Below are 19,059 nucleotides of genomic sequence, written 5' to 3'. Positions count from 1 at the left end.
ACTTAGCGAACGCTCGACCTTGCGGCTGTCGGACTTGCCGGAGGGGCACCGGCGGCAGGGTCCTTGCTCATGACCTGCAACATATGCTGCAGCAGCAGCGCCGAAGGCGTGCCATTCACCGGCAGGTCGTGACGCCGCTGATAATCGCGGATGCCCTCGCGCGTGCGGTCGCCCAGCAGCCCGTCGGCGGCGCCGATTTCATAACCAAGGCGGATCAGGATGTGCTGGATCGCGCGGATCGTCTCGCGCTCGGCCTCCGGCGAGAGCGGCGATGACGTCGCCGCAACAGCCTCGCCCTTGCTGGCACTACCGGCGCTGGCGGCCGGTGGCGGGCTGTTGTCGAGCGGCATGGCGACAAGCCGTTCCGCCGCCGCCTGATCGCCCAGCGCGGCCGCCTGGGCATAGAGCGCGCGGGCCTTGCTCCGGTCCGGTGCGTCGCCCAGCCCGCGTTCTTCCATCTGTCCCAGCTCGAACAGCGCCGGCGTCATCCCCTGATCGCTGGCGCGGCGCAACCATTTGCGGGCTTCGGCATAATTCACCGGTATGCCGCGCCCCTGCGCATAGAACAGCCCCAGATTATATTGCGCCCGCGGGTGATTGCGCTCGGCCGCGCTGTGGTACCAGAGCAGGGCGCGGACATCATCCTGCTGAACGCCGGTGCCCTTTTCGTAGAGCACACCGAGATTGTACTGCGCCCCAGGCACGCCCTGAATCGCCGCCTCACGGAACCAGTAGGCAGCCTCGCGCATGTCCTGCGGACGGCCATCGCCGGTCGCATAGAGCACCGCCAGATCGTGCTGTGCCTCCGGATCGCCCTGCCGCGCGCGCTGCTCCACAAGGCCGGCGAAGCCCGGCGCAGCAGCCTTCGGCGCGCTGGCGGCTGGTTTCGTCTCAACAGGTTTGGTGCTTCTGTCCGGCAGGGCGGCAATTGATGGGCCCGCAGCCGCACTGGTATCGCCAGACGCTGTGGGTTCCGGCGCCGCCTTCGGCGGTACGGGCAGGGGGGCCTTCGGAGCGGGCGTTGCGGGTGAGGGGCTGCCGGCAGATGAAGGGCTTGGCTTAGCCGCTTCCTGCGGTATTCCCTGAATCGGAGGTTGCGGCATAGCGGGTGGAGCGGCTTCGAGCGCAGCCGGCGCGGATGCTGTCGGCCCTTCCGGGGATGCCGGCGCCGCGCTGCTGCTGTCGGTTTCCTCGCGGCCACCCCGCAGCTGCCACGCCCGATCCTCAACCCAGCGCGTGCCATTCCGCAACGCCGCCTGAATATCCTCGCCAAGCCCAATGACCGCATCCGCCGTGCGTTGCAAGGCCGGCTTCACGCCAAGCCGCTCGCTCTGGCTCATCAGGGCGATGCCGCTGCCCACGCCAATGACCAGGACGAGGCCACCGACGATCAACTTTCCCGGGATATGGCGGCGCACGGGCCTCTGAGGCAGTGCTGAAGCTGTTGGTGCCGGGGTCGGCGCGGGTTTCTTTTCCTCTGTCGGGTCTGCAGCCGATGGTGCGTCGTCCGTGGTTTCGGCGGCCAGCTCCGTCTTGAACTGGTTCCAGCGCGCATCCCAATCTTCCTCAGCCGGATCGGGTTTCGCTTCGTCTGCCGTTGCCGGAAAGACGATTTCGTCTTCCGGCTCATCCTCAGCCATGCCGCCGGGAACATGGTCCTCACCTGTAGGAACTTCGCCGGTGACGGAATCACTTGCCGGCGGGGCGACCGTAAGGGTGGACGGCCAGTCGGGCGGCAGGGATTTCAGGCCGCGCTCCAGCTGCACCATGCGCTGCGCGATACGCGCTACCGCCAGCCCGACCGGGCGGAGCTGCCCTTCGATCCGCCCTTCGGCGGCAGCGACCTCCGTCTCCAGCTGGTCTGCATCCGCTTCGGTGCCGGCACCGCCGCCAGACGCGTCATTGGCGGGAATCGGGGTGATGCCGGCATGGCGCAGGATAGCCCGGTCGATCCAGGCGCCAAGGGTCAGGCCGGCTTCCTGCGCGGCTTCGCGCGCGACGTCCCGCGTCGCGTCATCAATGCCCTTCACACTCCAGGGCGTGGCTTTGGAACCAGCCTTTCGCATCCTATAGCCTTTTCCGGGCCGGCATGTCGGCGCTTGGTAGTCCTGACCCTACCATCCTATACCGTGAAGGGGCTGCCTGTTAAGTCTGGTAGTACCGATGCTGTCAGCGACCGCCGAAAAGCCGCCTCAGGAGCCCCGCTGACTTTCGGCTCCGCACCTGCTCGGTTTCTTCCTCCAGCACCCGCAGCCGGTCGGACAGGCGCAGAACCGCCCGCTCCAGCGCCGCCTGCGCGGCCTGGACATCCAGCGGTATCTCTCCTGGTTCCGTGCCGGGCGCGCTGTTCCGTGCGGCTGCCTGCGCGCTGCTTTCGTCGGCCAGTGCCGCCAGATCGCCCTTCAGCCGGGCCACGGTATCGCTCAACGCATCCAGCCGGGCGGTCAGGATTGCGACGTCGCCGTGCAATGCGATGATCTCCGCCGCCTGATCAGGATCGGGCGTGGGCGTTCCGCTCGCAGGACCGCCGACCGGTCTGTTGGTCGGCTCCTGGCCGGCATGGCGGATGGCCTGGCTGAGCCAGGCACCCACCGGCAGCCCGGCCTGGCGCGCGGCCCGCTTTGCCGCCTCGCGGTCTTCGGGGGAAACCCCCTTCACACTCCAGGGCGATATCTGCGCCATGCCTGCCCCCGAATAGGAACCGTACGTATGTCAGTATGTCCGAAAAAACAGCGGAATACCAACCCGCCCGGCGATGGCAGTCAGGGCCGACCCTCGGGCGGCGTAGGCTCGGTGTTACCTGTGTCAGCCATATCAGCGGCGGGGGGACTCTCAGGCTGCGGAGCGCTGGTCGGTGCCGGGGCAGAAGGCAGGCGGTTTTCCAGCCCCTCCAGCCGCCGCGCGATGGTTTCCAGCAATTCATGCAGCGGCGCTACCATAAGCGCAGTGCGGCGCTCGGCGGCGGCGATGCGCTCGGCCAGCGGCTCCAGCCTGTCCTCGGTGACCTCAGTCTGTGCGGCAGCCGGTTCCGGTGCCGAAGCGACGCCGCGCTCCTCGGCCGCCACGGCCCGGATCGCCTCGCTCAGCCATTCGCCCATCGTCATGTCGCCGGATTCGACAGCCTTGCGGGCCGCCTCGCGCGCTTCCGGCGAAACGCCCTTGATGCTCCAGGGCATGTTGCGCCTGGATGTGGCCTTCTTCTCGGCGGTCTTCGCTTTGGGCTTTGCCTGTGCCAAGCCGATCTCCCGACTGGAGGGCGCCGCGACAAGCGGCACTACCAACCCATAACAAAGAATGCCGGTTCTGTTAAGCCGCCGCGACTCGCCACAGGTTGCGCGGCGCCGGATTTGCGCCTATCTTGCGCGCCGCCCGGTCAGGGCAGGCGGCGATGGGGCGTGGCCAAGCGGTAAGGCAACGGGTTTTGGTCTCGTGATCCCAGGTTCGAATCCTGGCGCCCCAGCCAGCTTCTGAGCGGCCCTGGCGGGCTATTCCACCAGCACAACGAGATCGAGCGGACCGCTGACACCCTCGACGGTGCAGCCGGCCAACGGTCGGTGTGGCTGCGCTGCGCGATAGCCCTGCTGTTCGGCCAGTTCCAGCGCCATCCGGGTGGAAAGCGCCCGCACCCCTTCCGCCTTGGTGTGCTTCTCCAGCTTCGCGGCCAGATTCACCGCCTCGCCGATCACCGTATATTCCAGCCGCGTCTCGTCGCCGACCGCGCCGAACAGCACCGGCCCGGCGCTGACCGCCGCGCCAACACGAATCGGCGACTGACCCGCCGCCGCGCGCTCGGCATTCCAGGCATCGACCGTCTCGGCAATCGCAGCCACGGCCCGCAGAGCGTCGGCGGCATGGCGGCCAGTGGGCAGCGCCGCCCCGAAAGTCGCCATGATGCCGTCGCCCAGGAACTTGTCGATGGAGCCGCCATGCGCCTGGATTACCGGTACGACCCGCGCCTGATACCCCGCCAGCAAGGCCAGCACCTGCGGCGCCGGCAGCGCCATCGACAAAGCGGTGAAACCACGGAGATCCAGCGTAAGGATGGCGGCCTGGCGCACTTCCCCCTCGCCGGCGCGGATCTGGCGGTCGGTGCGTGTGATCTTCGCGGCCACTTCCGGCGCGAAAAAGCGCGACAGATCGCGCGCCGCCTGCCCCTCCACCACGGCACGGACCAGCAATCCCCGCGCCCGCAGGATGGCAAGCCCCAGAATCACAGTGACCATGATGATGGAGATGATCTTGTCGAACTCCGCGCCCAGCAGCACGCTGTTGGAGGTGAGATATTCGACATAGTTCCGGGTGATCATGGTGTCGTCCGGCCGGGACAGGGTGGCGTAACCGACCAGGCCAAGCCAGCCCAGCGCCGCCGTCGCGCCTGCCAGCAGCACGAAGCGCGCCTCGAAGCGCAACGCCCGAAGGGCGATGAAGATGAACACATAGAGCAGGGTCGGCGCCTTCAGATAGAAGGAAGGCGGCTGCTGGTACTGCAGGTGAAAGCTCCAGATTGCCACCATCAGCAGTGCCATGTCGGCGACGATGGAGACGTAGAGCAGCCATTCCGGTAGTGCCCTACGGTGCGCCAGCACCAGCCGCAACAGGGTGAATACTGCATAGGCGGCCAGCACCAGTGGCACCGGCTCGAACATCACATCGGGGTGGAAGGTCTTGGGCGCCAGCGTATAGAGCACGGCAAAGGTGATCACGACGCCCAGCTGGATCCAGCCGATCAGGATCTCGCTGTTTTCCTGCTGCCGCGCGATGGCCTCGCGCAGCCGCGCCGGCAGCAAAAGCCTCTTGGGTCCAGCTGCTGGAAGGCCCGGCAGAAGGTGCGGCAGGCCTGTCAGCCAGCCCCGCAGCGGGGTGATAAGGTCAGCCTTCTGGTTGCGCATGCCCCCTCACCTCTCCAGATGCCGGCCGTCGTAGCATGGCACCGCCAGCTCCTCACGCGGCTTCAGGAGGTCGTGAAGCCGGCGTTACAACGCCAGTTCCAGCCCTTCCCGTGCCACGATGGTGCCCGGCCGCGCCTGTTCCGCCGCCACCGCGATGCCGTCCATGAAGTCATCATCGTGATTCGGGTCGTGGTGAAAGATCGCCAGCCGCCCGACCCCCGCGGCCTCCGCCAGACGCACCCCTTCCTCCCAGGTGGAATGGCCCCAGCCGCGATAACGGGGATATTCCGCGTCGGTATAGGTGCTGTCATAGATCATCAGATCGGCACCCGCCACCAGCCCCAGAATCGCGGGGTCGCGCTGGCCCTCCCGGTGTTCGGTGTCGGTCACGTAGCAGACCGAGCGGCCGCCATAGGCAATGCGGTAGCCGGTCGCGCCGTTCGGATGGTTCAGCGGCGCGGTCCGCACCGAAATCCCATCGCCCAGCGGCACGTCCTCGCCAGCGCGGAAATCCTCATAGGCGATGATGGCACGGAAGATATCCAGCGGCACCGGGAACAAAGGCGGCGCCATCAGCCCGGCCAGCACCTCACGCAGCCGCCGCGTCGGATAGAGGTGGCCCGCCCACAGGCGAAGGCGGTTTCCAGGGTCAAAGGCCGGACGGAAGAAGGGCAGGCCGGTGACATGGTCATGGTGGGTATGGCTCAGCAGCAGATCGGCCTCGACCGGCCTGCAGGAGGCCGCCCCCGTGGCGGTCAGCGCCTCGCCCAGCGGCTTCAGCCCGGTACCGGCATCAAGGATGATGAGCCGGTCGCCGCAGCGGACCTCCACGCAGGATGTATTGCCGCCATAGCGCATCATTGCCGGATCGGCACAGGCGATGCTGCCGCGCACGCCCCAGAATCGGACGGTCAGGCCGGCGCCCGCCACCGCCCCGGCCAAGGGTCAGGGCACCAGGCGATAGCCGCCCGGCTCCGTCACCAGGATCGCGGCATTGGCCGGATCGGTCTCGATTTTCTGCCGCAGCCGATAGACATGGGTTTCCAGCGTATGGGTCGTTACGCCAGCGTTATAACCCCAAACCTCGTTCAGCAGCACATCACGGCTGACCGTGCGGTTGCCGGTGCGGTAGAGATATTTCAGGATCGCCGTTTCCTTCTCGGTCAGGCGGATCTTGCGGTTCTTCGCGCCATCGACCAGCAGCTTCAGGCTGGGCGTGAAGCTGTAGGGTCCGATGGTGAACAGCGCATCGTCGCTCTGCTCATGCTGGCGCAGCTGCGCGCGAATGCGGGCCAGCAGCACATTCAGCCGGAACGGCTTGGTTACATAGTCATTGGCGCCGGAATCGAGGCCGAGGATCGTGTCGGCATCCGATACCGCGCCGGTCAGCATGATGATCGGCGATTTCAGCCCGCCGCGTCGCAACAGCCGGCAGACTTCCCGCCCATCCATGTCCGGCAGGCCGACATCGAGCAGGACGAGGTCGAACTGCTCGGCCTTCGCCTTGGTCAGGGCCTCGGCCCCGTCGGCCGCCTCCACCGTGGTGAACTCCTCGTGGAGCTGGAGTTGCTCGGCCAGGGACTGGCGCAGCAATTCCTCGTCCTCGACCAGGAGAATCTTCTTGCCGTTGCTCATCGCCTCTCCACGGCTTTGCATCAGTGACGTAACCATATCGCAGAACATCGGAACCGGGTAAGCCGAAGCCGGTTGATCACAGAAAATTGTCAGAATCGCGGCGCCAGGATCTGCCGCAATACCCCTTCGAACAGGGGCGAATCCGGTTCGGCCAGCGCATCGACCGCGCTGAAATGATGGCGGCCTTCCAGAACGATTGCCTGCACCGGATGCCTCGCCGCGCGCAGCCGGGCAGCATAATCCGCCTGCTGGCGGTGATATTCCGCGCTTTCCAGCCCGCCTACGGCCAGCAGCTGCGGCCCGCTGGGTTTGGCCGGGAGAGTCGCCATTGGGCTGAGTGCCGCAGCTTCCGGTTCGTCCAGCGCCAGCGCCGCGTTCAGATAGCTAAGGCGGATCGGCTCCAGATCGTAGAGCCCGCTGATCGAACAGACGCCGCGCACCAGACCCGGCGGCAGCTCCGGGGCAATGCTGGGCCAGTCGGTCGTTGCCGCCAACGATACCAGATGCCCGCCCGCCGAATGGCCGGCCAGATGAATCCGCGACCGGTCACCGCCGAGCGCCGGCAATTCACGATACAGCCAGGCGAGTGCCGCGCAGATATCCGCCGCGATTTCCGTCATCCGCTGCGCCGGCGCCAGCCGATAGCCCAGCACCGCGACCGCGATGCCGGCGGCAACGAAGAGCGGGGCGATATGGCTGAAATGCGCCTTGTCCAGCGCCTGCCAGTAGCCGCCATGGATGAAGGCCAGTACCGGCGCGTCCCGTTGCGGAGCCGGAAAGAAATCCAGCCGCTGCCGCGGATCGTCACCATAGGCGAGGTCGAGATCGACGGAGAGATGCCGACGCGCCTCGGCACTGCGCTTTTCCCAGGCCTCGATGAATGCCGGATGCTCCGGCACCAGCGCCCGGTTGTTGTACTGGGCGTCCAGCCCGGCCTGGTCGTAATCGCGGTACCGCAAGAGCCCCTCTCCCTGCCCCCTATCGGGCAATATGGCCGCCGGCCTTTTCATGGGCCGGCACAGTGCCTAGATTGGCCAGAGTTCTAGAGTTGCAGTGTCCCGATCCGCAAGGCGCCTGTCCATGTCTTCCGCCGCCCCGCCCGCCAAAAGCGATTCCGCCTCTCCGGCAGCCTTGCGCGCCGCCACGGTCAAACGCGTCGAGCGCGCCATTGCGGAACTGCGGCGCGGCGGCCAGGTGCTGGTCCGCAACCGGGAGCGGGAAAGCGCCGGCATCCTGATGGCCGCCGAAATGGTGACGCCGTCCAGCCTGCCGGGCCTGACCCGCGCCGCCGGGTCCCGGCCCACGCTGGTGCTGACCGCCCGCCGTGCGGCAGCCCTGAAACCGGGGCAGCCCATCAGCAGTGTCGAATCGCTGGCGCTTCCGGCCAAGGCAGACCCGGATTTCGTGCGCCGGCTCGCCGACCCGACCGCCGGCCCGGCGCCTGCCCTGTCGAAAGCGGTGGCAATCCTGCCGGAGCCGGAGGATGGGCTCGCCGCCTCGGCGCTGGCGCTTGTGAAACAGGCGCGCCTCATCCCCGCCGCCCTGCTGGCGCGGCTGGCCCATACCGACTCGGAGGGCGTTGCCGCTGCCGCAAGGGACGCGGACCTGGTGCTGATCGAGGCAGAGGAGATTGCCGCCTATCCGGCGCTGGCTGCCGCACGGCTGACACTGGCCGCCGAGGCACGGGTGCCGCTGGCCGATATCGAGGATGCGCGGCTGGTTGCCTTCCGGCCGCCGGACGGCGGTGTCGAACATATCGCCATCCTGATTGGCCAACCGGAAGCGGAGATTGCCGCCGGCCGGCCTGTGCTGATCCGGCTGCATTCGCAATGCTTCACTGGCGATCTGCTGGGCAGCCTGCGCTGCGATTGCGGCGATCAGCTGCGGGGCGCCATTCGTGCGATCGCGGAACAGGGCACCGGCATCCTGCTCTATCTGGCGCAGGAAGGCCGCGATATCGGCCTAGTGAACAAGTTGCGGGCCTATCAGCTGCAGGATCTCGGCCTCGACACGGTCGATGCCAACGAGCATCTGGGCTTCGATGCCGATGAGCGCGCCTTCGCGCCGGCGGCGGAGATGCTGCATCAGCTGGGAGCAACCCGGGTGCGGCTGATGACCAACAATCCCGAAAAGGTCGAGGGCTTGTCCCGGCACGGCATCGAGGTGGCGGAGCGCGTTGCCCATGCCTTCCCGTCGAACAGCCACAACGAGGCCTATCTGAAGACCAAGGCGAAACGCTCCGGCCATATGTTCTGAGCATGCCGGGCAGATTCTGCCGCCCCCGCGCCACACAGGCCGGCGAATCCTGCCGGCCTGGCTAGGTGTCGTCACGGCCGCTTTCTTTAGAACATTGAGTTTACAGGGATTTTCTTCTGGCATCCCGCTTGCGTAAGCAAAGCTGGATGAAAAGAGGAAACCGATGTCCGTTACTGCCTCACAGATCATGGCCTCCCAGCCGCCATCCCTGCCCCCCTCCCAGCGGGGTGCGACCACTCAGGGAGCGTCCAGCGGGGCGATGCGCCTGACCATCCCAGCCCCTGCCCCCGAGCCGGTTGAGCGCGTCGCCCCGTCTTCTTTCAACAATGCCGAGGTCGGCGAAGGCCCGGATGCCGGCGAGTCGGAGTCCCTGTCCTTCTTTGATTTCCTGGACCTCATCAACCCGCTGCAGCACATCCCCGTCGTCTCCAGCATCTACCGGCAGCTGACCGGCGATACGATCCGCCCGGAAATGCAGATGGCTGGCGCCGGCCTGCTGGGCGGCCCGCTTGGGCTGCTGGCAGCCGGTGCGAATGCCATTTTCGCGGCGGAGAATGGCCGTGGCGCTGGCGAGGAAATGCTGGCCCAGGTCAGCTTCGGCGCCCCAGCCGACGCGCAACGCATGGCCGCAGCCGAACCGGCGGCGCAGCCCAAGGCACCGGCACCAGAGCCGGTCACGATGCAAGCGACAACACCTGACAAAGCTGTCCAGCCGGAGAGAGTGGCCCTGAACAGCGCCCAGGCGAATGGGCTGGATGCGCTGATTGCCGCCAGTAACCGCCAGAAGGAAGGCGAAGGCGCCCGGGTGATCGCCCGCTTCCAGGTGCCGCCACAGGCGAATGCGGCCAAGCCGGAGCGGGAGGAAGCGGCGGCAGCCTCTGCCAACGCCAATGTCCCTGTCACACAGAAGGGCGGCGTACCGTCGATGATGCAGGATGCGCTGCAGAAGTACGAGGCGCTGATGCGCGCGCGGCAGCGCGGCGAGGCCCCGCAATAAGCAGGTCTGGACCGCCGTCGACCCATCCGGCATGATCGCTAAATGTCTGGCTTGCTTACCCTAATTCGCGTGCTCGCCTCACCCGGCGCCCGGCAGGGCCGGCTGGAGGCCGAAGGGTTGAGCCTGAAATGCACCCTTGGCAAGGGCGGCCCGGTCCCGGACAAGCAGGAAGGTGATGGCGGAACGCCGCTTGGCGACTGGCCTCTGCGAAAGCTGCACTACCGCGCCGACAGAGGCGGTGCACCGCTGACCGGCCTGCCGAGCCTCGCCATCGACCGGCTGGATGGCTGGTGCGACGACCCCGCCGACCCCGCCTATAACCGTCCGGTGCGCCTGCCTTACCCCGCCAGCCATGAAACCATGTGGCGCGAGGACGGGCTCTACGATCTGGTCGTCGAGCTGGGCTATAACGACGATCCCGTGGTGCCGGGCAAGGGCAGTGCCATCTTCCTGCATATCGCCCGCCCCGATTACGCGCCCACCGAAGGCTGCGTCGCGCTGTCGGAACCTGATCTACGCCGGCTCCTGGCCCGGTGCGGACCCCAGACCCTCCTGCGGGTAGAACTGATCTAACGGCCGACCAGCTGCTTCCAGTCCCCACGGTCACCGAAGATCGCGGTGCCGACACGCACCTCCGTCGCGCCGAAGGGAATGGCGATCTCGTAATCGGCGCTCATCCCCATCGACAGCCGTTCGATCCCGTTGCGCCGGGCAATCTCCCGCAGCAGCGCGAAATGCACCCCCGGCTCTTCCTCGGCCGGCGGGATGCACATCAGGCCGACGATTTCGAGACCCAGCGCCCGGCACTCCGAGATGAAACCATCCGCCTGCTCCGGCAGGACACCGGCCTTCTGTTCCTCCTCCCCGGTATTCACCTGCACATAGCAGGGCAGGTACCGGCCGGTCTTCTGCATCTCCGCCGCCAGCGCCTGCGCCAGCTTCGGGCGATCCAATGTCTGGATAGCATCGAACAGCGCCACCGCCTCTTTCACTTTGTTGGTCTGCAACGGGCCGATCAGGTGGATGTCAAGATCGGGATAGGCCGCACGCAAGTCAGGCCAGCGCGCCTGCGCTTCCTGCACCCGGTTCTCGCCGAACAGCCGCTGCCCCGCGCCCAGCGCCGCCTGAATGCGGTCCGCCGGCTGCGCCTTGGACACTGCGATCAGGCGGATATCGGCCGGATCTCGCCGCGCCGCCACAGCGGCCTTGGCAATGCGCTTGCGGATCGCGTCGATATTGCCGGATATCGCCTTTTCGAGATTGGCTTCAGGGTCGGCGGCGGACATGGGCGCTCCAAAGATGCGGGATGTTGAGTTGTGGGGCAAAACGGCGTTAGCTTTCGCCAGCATGCCAAGAAGCGGCGGGGAAGAAAACCGGTCTTCCCCGCCCCTGCAAGCGGAGAAAGGGCGACCATGCTGCTGAAGATTCCCGACATCCTGTCCCGCGAGCAGCTGGCCAAGCTGCGCATGGAGCTGAACCGCACACAGTTCCAGGATGGCACCGTCACCGGCAAGAAGGGGCTGAAGCAGAATCTGCAGAGCGACCAGTCCTCGCAGCAGCTGCCGCAACTGCTGCAGACCATCACCAACGCCCTGCTCGGCGCCGACGGCTTTACTATGTACGCCCTGCCGCGCAAGCTGCACATCGTCTTCAACCGCTACGATGTCGGCATGCATTATGGCGAGCATATCGACGCGGCGCTGATTGGCCCGTCGCAGGACAAGGCCGTGCGCTCCGACGTATCCTTCACGCTGTTCCTCAGCGATCCGGCGAGCTATGAGGGCGGCGAGCTGGTCATGGTCACACCCTATGGCGAGCATTTCTGCAAGGAGCCGGCAGGCACCGTCGTGATCTATCCGTCGCTGGTGCTGCACCGGGTGGAGCCGGTGCGCAAGGGCACACGGCTGGCCGCTATCGGCTGGGCGCAATCCTTCATCCGCGACCCGCTGCAGCGCGAAATGGCCTATGAGATGGACAGGCTGCGCCGCGACCTGGCAGCAGAGATGCCCGGCAGCCCCTATCTGGAGCGGTTCGGGCGCATCCACCAGAACGCCATGCGCATGTGGACCGATAATTAGTCGGCCTGCAACTCTTCCGGAATATAGCCGAAACGCTGCATCTGCTCCCGGTGGAGCGTGACGATGCGCGCGATCTGATCCTCTGTCAGCAGCTCGCGCCACTGGTCGCGCTGCCCGACCCGGAAGAAGCTCTGCGAATTCTGGCTGCGCTCCCGGAAGCCGCCCTTCTTTTCCTGCTTGCTCAGCTCCTTGAAGGAGGAGAAGCGCAGTGCCTTGTCCAGCCGTTGCGGGCTGGGCGGCAGCCGCAGAAAGGAAACGACCCTGCTGAACGCCTCCTTCGGGCGTTCCAGCATATCCTCATAGCGCAGCACCAGCAGCGCCGGATGCGGGTTCTGTGTCCAGCTTTTCACATGTGATGACCAGGAACTGAGGACTTCCGGCACATTGCTGGCGCTGTTCAGAGTCGCCGCCCCTTCCGTCGCCATGAAATCCACCGCCTGGTCGATGGTCAGGCCGAAATGGTCCGCCGCCGACAGGGTCACGTCGAGCGGGTTGCGCACGATATAGATCGCCCCCGCCGTCACCCCCTGATTCACCAGCGGATGGCCGTGCGACTCGCCGAGGAAGTTATGGGTCTTCACGAAGACCGAATCGGGAAAGGCGCGCGTCATATCCTGCTGGGCGCGCGGCCGGATCGCCATGATCTCCGCCAGGGACAGGCTTTCAGTCGGCTGGCCGCCCGTATAGGGCAGATACCAGTGCGGCTTGGATTCGCTGAGGCAGAACTGGTCCAGTTCGTTGATGCCGGCGGGCTTTGGCGGATTGCGGAAGAGATTGTGCAGGAAAGCCCGCATCCAGGTATTGCCGGATTTAGGATAGGAGGCGAGCCAGATCAGACGTCCCATGCGCGCATCCTTGCCCGAAGAGACACGAAAGAAAAGTGGGCAAAAAGAAAAGGGCGCGGCCGAAGCCGCGCCCTTCCCCCAGATCCTTTCGGACCGACCAGACCTTAGAAGGTCAGGAAGGTGCCGATGAACAGGGTGGTGGTGTCAGCCTGGCTGTTCAGGTCCATGTCGGCATGGAGCAGACCGCCGCGCAGCTGGACGCCAGCGCCGAGCTGGTAGCTGGCAGCCAGCTCGTACTCGTCACCCGAGCCGCTGCTGGTCGCGCCACCGATCTCGTTGTCGCTGGTCTGGTAGTTGGCAGACACGCCCCACGGGCCGGTCTTGTAAGCCACACCCAGAGCCCAGACAGTGGAGTCGAGGCCGGCAACGACGCCGCCGCCGCTGGTGTAGTTCTCGCTGTCGCCGTACGAAGCGCCGACGGTGAAGCCGCCGAAGCCGACGTTCAGGCCCAGGGCCCAGATCTCCGGATCGTTGCCACCGGCACCGACGACATCGCCGGACTCATAGGCAGCCGACAGGTCGACCATGGCTTCACCGAACTTGGCGGTGTAGTTGGCGCCGACGCCGATCACGTCCTCGACGTCACCGGTGGCGACGGTCATCACACCGAAGCCATTGCCGCTCAGGGCCTGGTGGTCAACGTTCGGGCTGTAGCTGATACCAGCCTGGAAGCCGCCCATCTTCGGGGTGAAGTAGGTGCCCTTGGCGGTGTCGCCCGAGATGTTCGGACGGTTGTGGCCGGTGTTGGAGACGACCGGGCCGAAGTTGCGGTCGTCGAAGCCCAGACCAACCGACGGGATGCCGGTGTGCAGCAGGTAGGCAGCGCCGTTCTCGGCACCGAGCTGCAGCTTACCGAAGCCGCCCGAGAAATACATGTAGGTCTCGTCCATGTCGCGCGGCTGACCGCCCGACAGGCCGACGTTGACGATTTCCAGCTGGGCGTCGAAGCCGACGGTCAGGCCGTTGTCCAGCTTGGTCTCGCCCTTGAAGTGCACTTCGCCTTCGTGACGGAACTGAGCGTCCTTGTAGTTCGCGGTGGAACCGGCCGGCGCGTCAACGTCCGAGAAGGTGACGAGGTTCTGGTAGTAACCCTTCACCTGCAGCTTGATCGGATCGGACGCCAGAGCCGGCTGAGCCAGCAGGCCCGCGGCGACCAGAGCGGTCGTGCCGAGAAGAACCTTCTTCATTGTATGCCCCCTACTAAAATAAGGTTTGCCTCACATATGACCATCGGGCGGGTTACCCGACAGCCGCTATCCCCCCGGTTCTGACGACAAAAGCCGTGCCAGCCCGTTCGGACTGGGTGAAGGCTATCCAAGCAAGGGCGTTAGTCAACCAAACTCGGCTTTGGCGCGTGATAATTGTGCACACATGTTGCAGCAATGACACATTTTGGCGCTTTCATATGTCCTTCATATCCAGATGCTTACACCCGAAGAGCTTATAGATAGCCTAAAGGACGCCGTCGTTTTTGCCTTACTCTTGACCGGTTCGTGGCATTAGAATAGCGCTTGCTGGCAATTTGTAGGAACAGGATTGGATCGACCGTGGCCCGCATCACAGATTTCGCCCCAGGTTACACCAAAAGCTTCCTTATCGCCGGTCTGCTGGCCGCCCTTCTCACCGGCTGCGGCGAGACCGCATACGAATATCCGACGATGCGTCCGGGCGATACCAACCCCAGCATCTATGGCAAGGAAGACAATGGCAGCATTCTGGGGCCGGGCGGCCTCAGCCTGTTTGGCAGCGAGGAGGAAGCGCCGGCCGGCGGTACCGGCATCGGTGTGAATGCCTATCTGTGGCGTGCCTCGCTGGATACGCTGTCCTTCATGCCGATCGCTTCGGCCGATCCGTTCGGCGGCGTCATCATCACCGACTGGTATTCCGCGCCGGAAAACCCTGCCGAGCGCTTCAAGGTTAACCTGTTCATTCTGGACCGCGCCTTGCGGGCGGACGGCATCCGCGCCGCGATCTTCCGGCAGCAGCGCACGGCCACTGGCCAGTGGCAGGATGCCGCCGTGGAGCCCTCGGTCGGCACCGAGCTTGAGAACACTGTCCTGACCCGGGCGCGGCAGCTTCGGGTTTCCAGCGCCCAGCGCTAGAGGGCCTGACCGCCGAGAAACCATCGAACGGCTTGCCTTTGCCCCCGCTGTTGGGCGAATAATCCCGGCCGAAACCGCGCGACGCGGACCCGCGACTTATCAGGCCGAGCGAGATGGCACGCTATAATTTCAAGGAAACCGAGGCGAAGTGGCAGCGTATCTGGACGGAGAAGCGCTGCTTCAATGTCACGGAAGACGCTTCCCGGCCGAAATATTACGTGCTGGAGATGTTCCCCTACCCGTCGGGGCGCATCCATATGGGCCATGTCCGCAACTACACGCTGGGCGATGTAGTCGCGCGCTACAAGAAGGCGCGCGGCTTTAATGTGCTGCACCCGATGGGCTGGGACGCCTTCGGCCTGCCGGCGGAGAATGCCGCCATCGAAAACAAGGTCCATCCCGCCAAATGGACCTACGAGAACATCGCCTCGATGCGTACCCAGCTGCAGGGCATGGGCCTGTCCTATGACTGGGAGCGCGAGATCGCGACCTGCCATCCGGATTATTACCGGCATGAGCAGAAGATGTTTCTCGACTTCCACAAGGCGGGTCTCGCCTATCGCAAGGAAAGCTGGGTCAATTGGGACCCCGTCGAGAATACCGTTCTGGCCAACGAACAGGTGATCGACGGCAAGGGCTGGCGCTCCGGCGCGCCGGTCGAGAAGAAGCGGCTGTCGCAGTGGTTCCTGAAGATCACCGACTATGCCGAGGATTTGCTGCAGGCGATCCGGACCCTGGAGCGCTGGCCGGACCGCGTGCGGCTGATGCAGCACAACTGGATCGGCCGGTCGGAAGGTGCGCGCGTCTTTTTCCCGATTGCGGGGCGGGACGAGAAGCTGGAAGTCTTCACCACCCGCCCGGATACGCTGTTCGGCGCCTCCTTCTGCGCGATTTCGCCCAATCATCCGCTGGCCGGCGAGCTGGCTGCGAAGAATGCCGCGCTGGCCGACTTCATCGCCGAGTGCAGCCGCATCGGCACCAGCGAGGCGGCCATCGAAACGGCGGAAAAGAAGGGTTTCGACACTGGGCTGAAGGCAGTCCACCCGCTCGACCCGTCCTGGCAGGTGCCGATCTATGTCGCCAATTTCGTGCTGATGGAATATGGCACCGGCGCGATCTTCGGCTGTCCCGCGCATGATCAGCGCGACCTGGATTTCGCCCGGAAGTATGACCTGCCGGTCATCCCCGTCGTGCGTCCGGCCGATGCGGAAACCGTAGAGATTGGCAATACTGCCTTTCCCGGCGAGGGCGTGCTATTCAACTCCCGCTTCCTGGACGGGCTGCCGGTCGAGGAGGCGAAGAAGCGCATCGCGGAGACGCTGGAACAGAGCGGCGCCGGCCAGGCCACGGTCAGCTATCGCCTGCGCGACTGGGGCGTATCGCGCCAGCGCTACTGGGGTTGCCCGATCCCCTTCATCCATTGCGCCGATTGCGGCATCGTGCCGGTGCCGGAAGACCAGCTGCCGGTGACCCTGCCGGAGGATGTCACCTTCGATGCGCCCGGCAATCCGCTGGATCGCCATCCGACCTGGAAGCATGTCGATTGCCCGTCCTGCGGCAAGCCCGCGCACCGCGAGACCGACACCTTCGACACCTTCTTCGAATCCTCCTGGTATTTCGCTCGCTTCGCCGATGCTCGCGGGGAAAAGGCCTTTGACCGCGACAAGGCAGGCTACTGGCTTTCGGTCGACCAGTATATCGGCGGCATCGAACATGCCGTGCTGCACCTGCTCTATTCGCGCTTCTTCATGCGGGCGCTGAAAAAGTGCGGCTATACCGACGTGGAAGAGCCCTTCGCCGGCCTGCTGACCCAGGGCATGGTCTGCCACGAGACCTACAAGGACGAGAATGGCAAGTGGCTGTTCCCCTCGCAGGTCATGAAGGCAGCCGACGGGAGCGTCGTGACGGTCGAAGGCGGTCGTCCGGTTACCGTCGGTCGCTCCGAAAAGATGAGCAAGTCGCGCAAGAATGTCGTCGATCCGGTTCATATTATCGACAGCTATGGCGCCGACACCGCCCGGCTCTTCATGCTGTCCGACAGCCCGCCGGAACGCGACCTCGACTGGACGGATGCCGGCATCGATGGCGCCTGGCGCTATCTGAATCGCCTGCACCGGCTGATCGAGGATGGGCTGGTGGCGCTGGCACCCGCTGGTACCGCCCGGTCGGCAGCGGTTGAGGGCAAGGCGGCAGCTGCCGAAAAGGCGATGCACAAGACCATCGCCGGCGTTTCCGACGATCTCGACAAGTTCCACTTCAACAAGGCCGTCGCGCGCATCCGCGAATTCAGCAATCAGCTGGAAGATCTGGACGGGCAGGATGAAGGCAGCCGCTGGATGAAGCGGCGCGGGCTGGAAGTGCTGGTGCAGCTGATCGGCCCGATGACGCCACATCTGGCGGAGGAACTCTGGGGCCTGCTGGGCCACAGCACGCTGCTGGCGGAGACCGCCTGGCCCGAGGCCGATCCGGCAATGCTGGTCGATGACAGCGTGACCATCGCCGTTCAGGTGAATGGCAAGCTGCGCGGCACCATCGAGCTGCCGCGCGATGTAGACAAGCAAGCGGCGGAGACCGCCGCCCTTGCGCTTCCGGCCGTCCTGCAGCAGCTTGAAGGGAAGCCCCCGCGCAAGGTGATCGTCGTGCCCAACCGTATCGTCAATGTTGTCGCGTAGAACCAACGGCATAGCCGCGCTGTCCCTGCTCGCTGCGGCGCTGCTGCTGACCGCGTGCGGGTTCCGTCCGCTCTATGGCGAACGGGCGCACAGTGCCTCCGCGGTTCAGCATATGGCGGCCATCGAGATCGTGCCGATTCCGGACCGCGTCGGGCAGGAGCTGCAAAACCAGCTGCGGGTGCGGCTGAATCCGCGTGGCGGTGCCGCCACTACAAAGTATCGGCTCGCTACGCGGCTCAACGAGATCCGAACTGACCTGGCGATTCGTGACGATGCCTCGGCGACGCTGGCGAACCTTCAGCTGATCGCGAATTACACGCTGCAGGATGCGGCGACCAATGCCGTGCTCTACAGCGGGCAGAGTCGGTTTACGGCCAGCTACAACCTCGTGCGCTCGCAATTCGCCAATCTGGTCGCGGAAGATGATGCGAGAAACCGCGCTGTCGAGGCGATCAGTGACGATATGCGGGTCCGCCTCGGCATTTATTTCGACCGCCAGGCGAAGTCCGCGAACTAGGGGCGGAACGGCGGATGAAGATCAGCGACCGCCAGATCGAGGGTTTTCTCAAAGCACCCGACCCGGCCATACGAGCGGTGCTGCTTTTCGGGCCAGATACCGGAAAGATAAAGGAATTTGCCGACAGGCTCGGCCATACCGTGCTGCCCGGCTTCGATGATCCGTTTCGTCTGGCCGATCTCACGGGCGCACAGCTGCGCGACGATCCGGCCCGCCTGGCCGACGAGGCGGCCGCGCTCTCCCTGACCGGCGGTCGGCGGCTGATCCGCGTACGCGATGCCGGTGACGGCAATACCGAGATTTTCCAGAATATGCTGGAGACGATACAGGGCGATTTCCTTGTCGTCGCCGAAGCGGGATCACTGGCCGCCGGCTCCAAATTGCGGAAACTTTTCGAAGGTGCGCGCAACGCTGCCATCATCGCTTGCTACGCTGACGAAGAACGCGATCTGCGCGGGCTTGTCCGCAGCCATCTGCAGCAGGCCAATATCCGCTGCAGCGACGACGTCATCGCCTTCCTGGCCGATCACCTGGGCGCCGACCGTATGCTGACCCGGATGGAGCTGGACAAACTGATCCTCTATGTCGGCGAAGGCGGCACCATCTCCCTGGACGAGGCGCGCCAGGCCATCGGCGACAATGCAGCACTCCGGCTCGACGATATCGTCTTCGCCATGGCCGAGGGCGATCCGGAGTCGCTGGATCGCGCCCTCACCCGCGCCCGTGCCGAAGGGATGAATTTCCAGCCGGTGCTGCGGGCCGCGCAGCAGCATCTGCGCGTCCTGCATCTGGCCGGAAATCTGGTGGCAGGCGGCCAGTCCATCGACGCCGCCTTCAAGGCTGCCGGCTTTCGGGGGGCGCTTTGGAAAGTCTCCGACCGGCTGGGCCGCCAGCTGCGCGGCTGGCCGGCTAACCGGCTGGCCGAGGCAATGAACCGGCTGGTGGAAGCGGAAATGCAGTGCAAGACCACCGGTCTGCCCGCGGACGCCATTACTGGGCAGACTCTGCTTGGGATCGCCCTGTCCGCGCGGAACCGGTCGCGCGCCGGCAGCGCCCGGCCCTAGGGCC

The 19,059-nt window shown here is 65.5% G+C and carries 18 protein-coding genes and 1 tRNA gene; 9 read left to right on the top strand and 10 right to left on the bottom strand.

The features are described 5' to 3' along the window. Positions 1-2 precede the first annotated feature (2 nt). The 3 genes from P24_RS19050 to P24_RS03160 all read right to left on the bottom strand — a co-directional run bounded on the left by P24_RS19050 (position 3) and on the right by P24_RS03160 (position 3,236). A complete protein-coding gene (locus P24_RS19050) occupies positions 3-2,066 on the bottom strand; it encodes an SEL1-like repeat protein (RefSeq protein ID WP_083859483.1) in 2,064 nt (687 codons plus the stop codon). Positions 2,067-2,169: 103 nt separating this feature from the next. Further along, positions 2,170-2,682 carry a hypothetical protein gene (locus P24_RS03165; RefSeq protein ID WP_008943250.1) on the bottom strand — a complete coding sequence of 171 codons (513 nt, stop codon included), beginning with the start codon at positions 2,680-2,682 and terminating at the stop codon, positions 2,170-2,172. Positions 2,683-2,762: 80 nt separating this feature from the next. Next, entirely contained in the window at positions 2,763-3,236 is a 474-nt protein-coding gene (locus P24_RS03160; RefSeq protein ID WP_008943249.1) for a hypothetical protein, read from the bottom strand. Between the two features lie 153 nt (positions 3,237-3,389). Between P24_RS03160 and P24_RS03155 the strand changes: the two genes are divergently transcribed. Beyond that, positions 3,390-3,463: transfer RNA gene (locus tag P24_RS03155), tRNA-Gln, on the top strand. A 22-nt stretch (positions 3,464-3,485) separates the two neighbouring features. Here P24_RS03155 and P24_RS03150 read toward each other — a convergent pair. From P24_RS03150 to P24_RS03135, 4 genes are all read right to left on the bottom strand, one after another. Next, positions 3,486-4,889, bottom strand: a complete 1,404-nt coding sequence (locus P24_RS03150) for an adenylate/guanylate cyclase domain-containing protein (RefSeq protein WP_008943248.1) — start codon at positions 4,887-4,889, stop codon at positions 3,486-3,488. 84 nt (positions 4,890-4,973) lie between these two features. Continuing rightward, positions 4,974-5,831, bottom strand: a complete 858-nt coding sequence (locus P24_RS03145) for an MBL fold metallo-hydrolase (RefSeq protein ID WP_008943247.1) — start codon at positions 5,829-5,831, stop codon at positions 4,974-4,976. Between the two features lie 3 nt (positions 5,832-5,834). Further along, positions 5,835-6,524 carry a response regulator transcription factor gene (locus P24_RS03140; protein ID WP_008943246.1) on the bottom strand — a complete coding sequence of 230 codons (690 nt, stop codon included), beginning with the start codon at positions 6,522-6,524 and terminating at the stop codon, positions 5,835-5,837. 89 nt (positions 6,525-6,613) lie between these two features. Further along, positions 6,614-7,483 (bottom strand): alpha/beta hydrolase, encoded by an 870-nt coding sequence (locus P24_RS03135; protein ID WP_008943245.1) that lies wholly within the window; start codon positions 7,481-7,483, stop codon positions 6,614-6,616. A gap of 121 nt (positions 7,484-7,604) precedes the next feature. Here P24_RS03135 and ribA point away from each other — a divergent pair, with 121 nt between their 5' ends. The 3 genes from ribA to P24_RS03120 all read left to right on the top strand — a co-directional run bounded on the left by ribA (position 7,605) and on the right by P24_RS03120 (position 10,350). After that, positions 7,605-8,780: a GTP cyclohydrolase II gene (gene ribA / locus P24_RS03130; protein ID WP_008943244.1), complete on the top strand. Its 1,176-nt coding sequence runs from the start codon at positions 7,605-7,607 to the stop codon at positions 8,778-8,780. Between the two features lie 259 nt (positions 8,781-9,039). Further along, positions 9,040-9,777 (top strand): hypothetical protein, encoded by a 738-nt coding sequence (locus tag P24_RS03125; RefSeq protein WP_008943243.1) that lies wholly within the window; start codon positions 9,040-9,042, stop codon positions 9,775-9,777. Between the two features lie 42 nt (positions 9,778-9,819). Next, complete coding sequence (locus tag P24_RS03120) at positions 9,820-10,350, top strand: L,D-transpeptidase family protein (RefSeq protein ID WP_051013064.1); 531 nt, start codon at positions 9,820-9,822, stop codon at positions 10,348-10,350. On the opposite strand, the gene P24_RS03115 is transcribed toward P24_RS03120, so the two are convergent. Continuing rightward, positions 10,347-11,063, bottom strand: coding sequence for a YggS family pyridoxal phosphate-dependent enzyme (locus P24_RS03115; protein WP_008943241.1), 717 nt, complete (start codon positions 11,061-11,063; stop codon positions 10,347-10,349). The two genes, P24_RS03120 and P24_RS03115, sit on opposite strands and share 4 nt — an antisense overlap. A gap of 126 nt (positions 11,064-11,189) precedes the next feature. On the opposite strand from P24_RS03115, the gene P24_RS03110 reads away from it, so the two are divergent. Beyond that, positions 11,190-11,855, top strand: a complete 666-nt coding sequence (locus tag P24_RS03110; protein WP_008943240.1) for a Fe2+-dependent dioxygenase — start codon at positions 11,190-11,192, stop codon at positions 11,853-11,855. Here the strand turns inward: P24_RS03110 and P24_RS03105 are convergent. Both P24_RS03105 and P24_RS03100 read right to left on the bottom strand, forming a co-directional pair. Beyond that, positions 11,852-12,700 carry a sulfotransferase domain-containing protein gene (locus P24_RS03105; RefSeq protein ID WP_008943239.1) on the bottom strand — a complete coding sequence of 283 codons (849 nt, stop codon included), beginning with the start codon at positions 12,698-12,700 and terminating at the stop codon, positions 11,852-11,854. The genes P24_RS03110 and P24_RS03105 overlap by 4 nt on opposite strands. A gap of 104 nt (positions 12,701-12,804) precedes the next feature. Beyond that, the gene (locus P24_RS03100; protein ID WP_008943238.1) at positions 12,805-13,887 is read right to left on the bottom strand and encodes a porin; all 1,083 of its coding nucleotides are present in this window, start codon (positions 13,885-13,887) and stop codon (positions 12,805-12,807) included. A gap of 360 nt (positions 13,888-14,247) precedes the next feature. Here P24_RS03100 and P24_RS03095 point away from each other — a divergent pair, with 360 nt between their 5' ends. The 4 genes from P24_RS03095 (at position 14,248) to holA (ending at position 19,055) form a co-directional block, all read left to right on the top strand. Further along, positions 14,248-14,802 carry a DUF3576 domain-containing protein gene (locus tag P24_RS03095; RefSeq protein WP_008943237.1) on the top strand — a complete coding sequence of 185 codons (555 nt, stop codon included), beginning with the start codon at positions 14,248-14,250 and terminating at the stop codon, positions 14,800-14,802. A 113-nt stretch (positions 14,803-14,915) separates the two neighbouring features. Further along, entirely contained in the window at positions 14,916-17,474 is a 2,559-nt protein-coding gene (gene leuS / locus P24_RS03090; RefSeq protein ID WP_008943236.1) for a leucine--tRNA ligase, read from the top strand. After that, complete coding sequence (gene lptE, locus P24_RS03085; RefSeq protein WP_008943235.1) at positions 17,461-17,991, top strand: LPS assembly lipoprotein LptE; 531 nt, start codon at positions 17,461-17,463, stop codon at positions 17,989-17,991. Before leuS ends, lptE begins: the two co-directional genes overlap by 14 nt. A 14-nt stretch (positions 17,992-18,005) precedes the next feature. Continuing rightward, positions 18,006-19,055 (top strand): DNA polymerase III subunit delta, encoded by a 1,050-nt coding sequence (gene holA, locus P24_RS03080; RefSeq protein WP_008943234.1) that lies wholly within the window; start codon positions 18,006-18,008, stop codon positions 19,053-19,055. The last annotated feature ends 4 nt before the right edge of the window (positions 19,056-19,059 follow it).

This window comes from Oceanibaculum indicum P24 (assembly GCF_000299935.1).
Lineage (GTDB): Bacteria > Pseudomonadota > Alphaproteobacteria > Oceanibaculales > Oceanibaculaceae > Oceanibaculum > Oceanibaculum indicum.
This window is presented reverse-complemented; position numbering and strand designations above follow the sequence as displayed.

What these genes read in the sequence shown, in the direction of transcription:
- P24_RS03115 (WP_008943241.1), bottom strand. Translation starts at nt 11,063, where the DNA reads ATGTCCGCCGCCGACCCTGAAGCCAATCTCGAAAAGGCGATATCCGGC.
- P24_RS03105 (WP_008943239.1), bottom strand. Translation starts at nt 12,700, where the DNA reads ATGGGACGTCTGATCTGGCTCGCCTCCTATCCTAAATCCGGCAATACC.
- leuS (WP_008943236.1), top strand. Translation starts at nt 14,916, where the DNA reads ATGGCACGCTATAATTTCAAGGAAACCGAGGCGAAGTGGCAGCGTATC.
- P24_RS03125 (WP_008943243.1), top strand. Translation starts at nt 9,040, where the DNA reads ATGCGCCTGACCATCCCAGCCCCTGCCCCCGAGCCGGTTGAGCGCGTC.
- P24_RS03165 (WP_008943250.1), bottom strand. Translation starts at nt 2,682, where the DNA reads ATGGCGCAGATATCGCCCTGGAGTGTGAAGGGGGTTTCCCCCGAAGAC.
- P24_RS03100 (WP_008943238.1), bottom strand. Translation starts at nt 13,887, where the DNA reads ATGAAGAAGGTTCTTCTCGGCACGACCGCTCTGGTCGCCGCGGGCCTG.
- P24_RS03150 (WP_008943248.1), bottom strand. Translation starts at nt 4,889, where the DNA reads ATGCGCAACCAGAAGGCTGACCTTATCACCCCGCTGCGGGGCTGGCTG.
- P24_RS19050 (WP_083859483.1), bottom strand. Translation starts at nt 2,066, where the DNA reads ATGCGAAAGGCTGGTTCCAAAGCCACGCCCTGGAGTGTGAAGGGCATT.
- P24_RS03120 (WP_051013064.1), top strand. Translation starts at nt 9,820, where the DNA reads ATGTCTGGCTTGCTTACCCTAATTCGCGTGCTCGCCTCACCCGGCGCC.
- lptE (WP_008943235.1), top strand. Translation starts at nt 17,461, where the DNA reads ATGTTGTCGCGTAGAACCAACGGCATAGCCGCGCTGTCCCTGCTCGCT.
- P24_RS03140 (WP_008943246.1), bottom strand. Translation starts at nt 6,524, where the DNA reads ATGAGCAACGGCAAGAAGATTCTCCTGGTCGAGGACGAGGAATTGCTG.
- ribA (WP_008943244.1), top strand. Translation starts at nt 7,605, where the DNA reads ATGTCTTCCGCCGCCCCGCCCGCCAAAAGCGATTCCGCCTCTCCGGCA.
- holA (WP_008943234.1), top strand. Translation starts at nt 18,006, where the DNA reads ATGAAGATCAGCGACCGCCAGATCGAGGGTTTTCTCAAAGCACCCGAC.
- P24_RS03110 (WP_008943240.1), top strand. Translation starts at nt 11,190, where the DNA reads ATGCTGCTGAAGATTCCCGACATCCTGTCCCGCGAGCAGCTGGCCAAG.